Source organism: Burkholderia ubonensis (genome assembly GCF_902833085.1).
In the GTDB taxonomy this organism is placed as follows: Bacteria; Pseudomonadota; Gammaproteobacteria; order Burkholderiales; family Burkholderiaceae; genus Burkholderia; species Burkholderia ubonensis.
The window spans coordinates 449,960-456,282 of record NZ_CADFEB010000008.1 but is presented as its reverse complement, the minus strand read 5'-3'; the positions used below and the strand labels follow the sequence as shown (position 1 = coordinate 456,282).

Here is a 6,323-nt window from a genome sequence, read left to right as displayed (position 1 = left end):
GGCCCGATCGGGGAAGGCATGGGCGAACTCCCGGCCGGCTTCGCGCAGATAGCGCATCTCGGCCTCGTAATAGCGCAGGATCTCGTTATCTTTGATGGGATTCGTCATTCGGTGTCCTGTCGTGTCATTCCGGCATCGGTCCGCCCGGGACGGGCACGGACGCATGGCGAGCCGCCGCGAGTGCGCCCGGCGGCAGCGGCGGCGGTTGCGAGGCCGACCCGCCCGCGCGAAGCGTGGAAGCCCGGGGCACGAAAATGCGCGACGGCAATGCGAACCCGCGCAGCGACAGCAGTTCGAGCGGCCCCTTGCCCACTTCGGTGCGCATCAGGTAGGTGAGCGGATACGCGAGTGATGACGGCGCGGGCGTCAACGGCCCCTGCGCCGTCAATGCATCGTGATCGTCCGTCTGCGCGGCAGCTGAACTGGATAACGGTGCCGGCGGCACAGCCTGCCAGGTAATCAGGTAGGTGGCCGTATCCACCGGAGTCACCTGCGCCCGCTCCAGCAGGCGCACGAGCGCCCACCGACCGCCGAACTCCAGATTCAGGTTCGTACCGGACCGCTCGGTTTGCCACTCGAGCCGGGTGCCGGCCTTCTGCGGCTCGTTCGACGGCCACGTGAGCGTCTGCCACGTTTCCTGCTGGTTGTAGTAGTGCAGTTTCTGACCGTCGACGCTCAGGCGCGTATCGGTCACGCCCGACGTGGGTACGGGCTTGAGATCGAACGCATACCGAGGCTCGCCCTGCGCGAGCAGGTGAGCGGCGATCCGCTGCAACATGTTGATCGCGTTGAGGAAGGCCGGATCGATCGTGCGTGCCGCACTACTCGCGCCGGAGCCGCTCGACGCCGGCACCCATTGATCGCCCTGCAGCGTCAGCACGCCCGCAAGCTGGGTTGCCAGGAATGAACCGACGAGCCCGCCCTGCGGACGCAGGAAGCGCGCCAGTTCGGGCAGCGACGCATCGTTGGCCGTGTTCGCGAACGGATAGCGGCCGGCAAACGACCGATTCCAGGTCGCGACGATCGTCTGCCGCCACGCGTCGTTCAGGCTGGCCTGGGCCGGTTCGAGAACGGCCTGCGTGGCCTGCGCAATGGGCTGCACGAACAGCGCCTGGCCCATTCCGGTCCACTGCTCGCCGAGGCTGGCGGCGACCAGTTGGGCATAGGCGAGCGTATCGGCCAGTTCCGAACTCCTGCCCTGAAACAGCGCCTGTGCGACCTGCCGGGCTTCGCTGTCGGCGTCCGGACTGTCGGCGATCTGCTGCAGCTTCAGGCGCAGCATCGTGATGCGCTCGGTGAAGCGCTGCAGGCTCAGATCACTGGCGACGCTGGCCGCGGCAGCATTGCCGGACGCAACCAGGCGCAGCACCGGCCCGAACGATGCCCCCAACGGCCCGGCCGGATCGGGGCTTGCCGCTTGCGGCGCGTCGTCCTTGCTGGCGAGCATGCTCTGCGCTTTGGTCACCAGCGTGTCGGACAGCGAGGTTCGCACTGCGCCGGCCCCGCCCTGGTATTCGACCGATTTCATCAGTGCGATCACGGGCGACTGCCGGGAATCGGCGATCAGCTTCAACTGCGCGATGGCCGCCGGCAGCGTTCGCGCCGGCTCGCACGCGATGCCGTTCATGAAGGTTTGCCAATGTTCCGCGTAATCCGCGAAGTACCGCGTGCGCAGCGCGGTTCGCAACGCGTCCGGCGTCATCGCCGACGCGTTGCGATTGGCGCCGCCCGTTCCGAGCACCCAGTCGGCGGTCACGCCGTTGCGTTTGGCCGATGCATCGATTGCGGCCTCGATCGTGCCGTCCCACGCCTGACGCGTAAACGCACCGGGGACACTCGCCGAGGTCCGCAGCAATCCTCGCGTGTCGGTTCCAGCGGTCAACGACGCGAGCGTCTGGTCGGGGTATTTGTGTCCGACCGAATCGAGGATTCCTTGGTAAATCGTGTCGTCCGAGTTCTTGACGCCGATCACGGCGAGCAGCGTCTGGCGAGCGCCGCCAACGAGTTCGTCGCGCGGTGCGAGACGCCAGTCGGGATGCGCGCTCAGGTGCTGCGCGTAGAACGACAGCAGCCGTTGGGACAGGTCGAGTTTTTCACCCGGCGACAGTCCTGCACCACTGCTCCAGTACCGGACGAGCTGCGGCGTCAGGAACGCGGCGTCGGCACGTGCCGGCTCGGCCAGCATGAGGTACGTCTTGAGCGCGGCGTGACCGTCGCGCGCGAGACGGCTGAGCTGATCGTCAAGCTCGGTGGTCGGCATCTGGGTCAGATCGACCAGTTGAGCTTCGATGTTCTGCTGCACGGGGGCGACGAGCCGAGGACGCGCTTCGCGCGTGTAGTGTGCCCACAGGGCGGTAAGCACGTCCTGATCATGATTCAGGCCGAAGCGAGAGAAGAGCGTCGGGTGCTGTGTGCGCGCCTCGTAAAACTCGATGCGTTGCTGAAGCGCGAGCAAGGCTCGCAGACGCGCAGGCGCATCGTCGGCACGCTTGAAGGTGCGGAGCGCATCGTTCGTGAGCGCGAGTTCGCGCGCGTTGGTCAAGCCGGAGGTCAGCATGCCCGCGCTCCACAAGCCGACGGCCGCCAACGCAATCACCGATAGCACCGTGATTGGGTGCGCTCCTGTGCGGCGCCCCGGCGAGCGCTTCGCAGCTTCGGCGAGATAACGCCACAGTGGATACTGGGCGCCTTCGGTACCGGCAGCAGGCCACGGCGAGAAGAACGCACCGGCTACCGGTAAAGGGCGACGCTGCCAGTCCGACAGATTCGCGATCCAGCGCGCCAGCGGCCCGCTGCGCGTATCGAGCCGGGTCGACAGGTCCGATGCGTAGCGGTCGTCGCTATTGCGCGCCAGTTGTCCGATGCTGGTGTCGGCCAAGCGATTGCGCAATTCGAGCAGCGCGGCCTCGATCGCGGGTGCATCGGCGGATCGGGAAAATTCGCAGCCGGTGACGGGTGTGGCGGTGTGGTGAAAGGGATCGTCATCGGCGAGATCGAACATGTATACCGGTGCGGACCAGCGCAGCAGGTGCATGACTCGCGCGAGGTAAATGGCCCAAGGGCTCCTTCCGCGTGCGCCGTCCGGCGACAAAGTTGTGTCGTCCACCGCCAGCACGATTGCGTCGAGGGGGCGCCGGCAACGCATGCGACGGATCCGGCGCAGCCACGCGTCATCCGGACGCCCGTCGGGCCCTTGCCCGCCCCACAACAGCACGGCATCGTCAGTGATCATCCACCCGCGCTCGGCAAGCTCCGGCAACAACCGGCCAATCGTCGAATCGGTTCCCGCCAGCAACAGCCAAGGCAGGCGGTAGCGCCAGCGCCAGCCGTATAGGTGACGCAGCGCCTCTTTCAGGCCCGTAGCCCGGTTTCCGGTGAGAGAAGCGGCCGCGGTTTCCGTTGCGCCGACACGGGCAGCCGGATCACGTCCATACCGGCTCCGCCCTTTTGCAACTGCGGCTCGTGCTGTCCATCGCCAAGCCCCTCGAACCAGCCCCTCCATCGCAAGCAGAAGTGCGCCCGCGAGAGCGACCACCAGAATACGAACCAAAGGCGACGGGTAGATCGCATCTCCCATGTAGTACGCAAGTACGCCTGCGGTCACGGTGAGCCCGACGACCACGATCCAGTACCCCGACATCTTCTTGCTGCTCATGCGTTACCTTCGTTCTTGTTTTCCATGGGTGCCCGCGCGTGCTCCGCTCCGGAAACTGGTCGGGGCTGGACTACCGCAACGCGCAAATCACGACGGCGTATCGCTACGGCCTGAGGATTTCCAGACTGAATGGCATGCTCCGCTGCCAGAGCGATGGCTAGCCATTCATCGGCAACACCCGCGTGACCCATTGCCAGATCGATATCGTGAAACCCTGACAGTTCGTCGGTGTTCGACGCATCCAGCTTGAGTTCCGACGCGGCCTCGAGCAACGCAGGCTTGTCGGCCGGTGCGAGTCCGGTTTGCCAGACGTCCGCCACCCCCTCGGGCTTCGCGCGCCCCCAGAGCACGCCCGTGCGCAGCACATCGAGAAGTATCTCGCCCGATTTTTCTACGGGTCGATGCATCAGGGCTCTTATTGGCGTCCCATTGCGCTGCGCCATCTGCGGCCAGCCGAGCAACATTGCGACCGCCGCTTCCGCGCTGTCCGCCGGCGGTTCGTCGTAAAGCTGAACGGCCACAAACAGCGCGTATTTCTCCAGTGCGGGCCCACCGTAAGCATCCAGCCACGCATCGAGTGCCATCACGCCTTCATCGCGCGCAAGCACCGATACCTCGGCATCCCGATGGCCCGTTTCCGCCCAGCATCTCAGCCAGATTTCGCAAAGTTCGTCTGCTTCGATATTCCCCGGGCAGTCCAGCCGAATCTCGAACGGCAACGACCGGGGTAGCACATGAAGCGCATCGTCGATCATTGCCAGCAACTCGCGGAAGCAGGATGCATAGCGGTCGGCAAGATCAGAATCGTCAATGAGGCGCAACGCCGTATGACGCACCGTTTCCCCCCCGGCTGCCGGTACGCCCGACTCGAGTTGCCGGACTCCGTTGCTCATGGCTCCGGCGACATCGAGGATACCGAGCGAGCATAGATAACCCGACGCCAGCAACGCAATCGGCTCCTGGGCGAACCGGGTCGCTTCCGCGCAATCGTTCTCCCACTGTTCACGTTCGGCATCCTGACGTTCTCTTTCACGCTCGAAATACAGCAACCGCAAGCCATACGAAATCGTGCATGCAAGGGTGGGAAAGCCCAGCACGCGGATCCAGAACCAGACGGTGCCGGTGGGAACGCCCTTCGGCCATGTTAAGAGTGTGTACGCGGCAGCCGCCGCGATGGCGAACACGCACATCACCAGCCAGACGACGGCTCTGGGGGGCGCGGGTGGGGTTCGCTGCGGCTGCGGCGGAAGGATCACTGGCATGGCGTGGCAGTCATCGCAGGCTCGAAATCAGACGACAGCCGCACGTCGCCCTATAGCCATGACGGGCAACCGGCACGCCATTGTTCGTCCCCTGCTCAAAGCCGTCGATGATCAGATTGGGGTTGACGTCCGGGTGCTTCGGACATGTCACCCTGTCGCCCTTCCGCGCGACACGACGGCCGTCGATACGCATGTTCGACGACGCACTGATGACCCTGCCGCCATGGTCTGTAGCGTCGCCAAGACGAATTGCATCGAACATCACATTCCCCCTTTTTCGATAAAGTCATTCGCTGGACGAACGGCAATTCGCACGCCCTGCAAACAAATCAGTGATAGCCCGGCTGCGACAGCCAATCGACGAACCACCAAATCAGTGTGGCGTCGAGTGCGAGTACACCGACGGTTACGAAGAACGCCAGGTCCAGAGACACGTCCAGTGACTTGGGCGGCTTGTGTGCGTATTTGTCATCGGCAGAAATCGGACAGATATCGACGATGTGCTGCGGCCAGCGCGGCAGGCGGCGCGTGACGTGCATGATGAACCAGCGCAGCAGGCTGCCGGGTACCGTGAGCGGCGCAAGGAAGATCGCCGGACCGAGCATCGGGCCGGCCAGGAACCAGCACAGTTGTGCGCCCATGCGAAACGATTCCCGCTTGTTTTCGATCGGCAGCAGGATTTCCGGCTCGGGCAACGAGTCGGGACCTTCTTCCATATAGCGCCGGAAGTACTCCCATTGCCCGCGCATGCCCTCTTCCGTCGGCCACATCACGCCCAGCCGGAAGTAGTCGTAACTTCCATCAGGACGCCGTACGTATCCGGCCATGACCCCTTTGACGAAGCTGCGCTGCAAGGCCCCACCACCGATCATCCCGAACGTAATGTCGCGCCAGCGGTAGCTGCTCACGCCGCCTTCCCCGTTGTGGCGGAAAACGTGGACCATCTGGTTCTTTCGGTCCAGGCGAACGGGATAGTGCGTGCAACCGGTGAAGGTGTTATACAGGATGCGGATGAACCATAGAAGAAATGGCATAGATAACACGTTCGTGATTATCACCAGAAGAGCTTTCATATATAGATCGCCCGACCAAGGACCGGACATGAAAATCCACGTATCCCAAGCTGCGCTGCAAGGAAGAAAAAGCATCCCGAAGGTCCAAATTATTTCAATTGGCCCCAATTTTTGATATGCCCAGTCAACCACATCCATGTAGCTTTCATTAAACGCAATAGCACTTCCAAGCGTACACGGCTCAACAGAAGTACGTCGCTTTTTCCCAAGCACGGACTGATTGAATTGCTCGCTCGGCGTCCACGCTGGCTCGCGCAAATATCGGCCCGACATCACGATGCCGTTGTTCCGCACCAGCAGCCAAGCTATCCAGGGCTTCATCCGTTCATCCCT

Annotated in this window: 5 protein-coding genes; all 5 read right to left on the bottom strand. The window is 63.6% G+C overall.

Translation table 11 applies throughout. The features are described 5' to 3' along the window. Positions 1 to 108 (bottom strand): type VI secretion system baseplate subunit TssF (locus HWX31_RS24200; RefSeq protein ID WP_175933974.1); only part of this gene is annotated, 108 nt, incomplete at its 3' end. Between the two features lie 16 nt (positions 109 to 124). After that, entirely contained in the window at positions 125 to 3,655 is a 3,531-nt protein-coding gene (locus HWX31_RS24195) for an ImcF-related family protein (protein ID WP_174965979.1), read from the bottom strand. After that, a complete protein-coding gene (locus HWX31_RS24190; protein WP_244143830.1) occupies positions 3,652 to 4,917 on the bottom strand; it encodes a hypothetical protein in 1,266 nt (421 codons plus the stop codon). Before HWX31_RS24190 ends, HWX31_RS24195 begins: the two co-directional genes overlap by 4 nt. Before the next feature lie 10 nt (positions 4,918 to 4,927). Next, positions 4,928 to 5,179, bottom strand: coding sequence for a PAAR domain-containing protein (locus HWX31_RS24185; RefSeq protein ID WP_080400499.1), 252 nt, complete (start codon positions 5,177 to 5,179; stop codon positions 4,928 to 4,930). Positions 5,180 to 5,246: 67 nt separating this feature from the next. Beyond that, entirely contained in the window at positions 5,247 to 6,311 is a 1,065-nt protein-coding gene (locus tag HWX31_RS35040) for a DUF6708 domain-containing protein (protein WP_244143829.1), read from the bottom strand. Between the last annotated feature and the right edge of the window lie 12 nt (positions 6,312 to 6,323).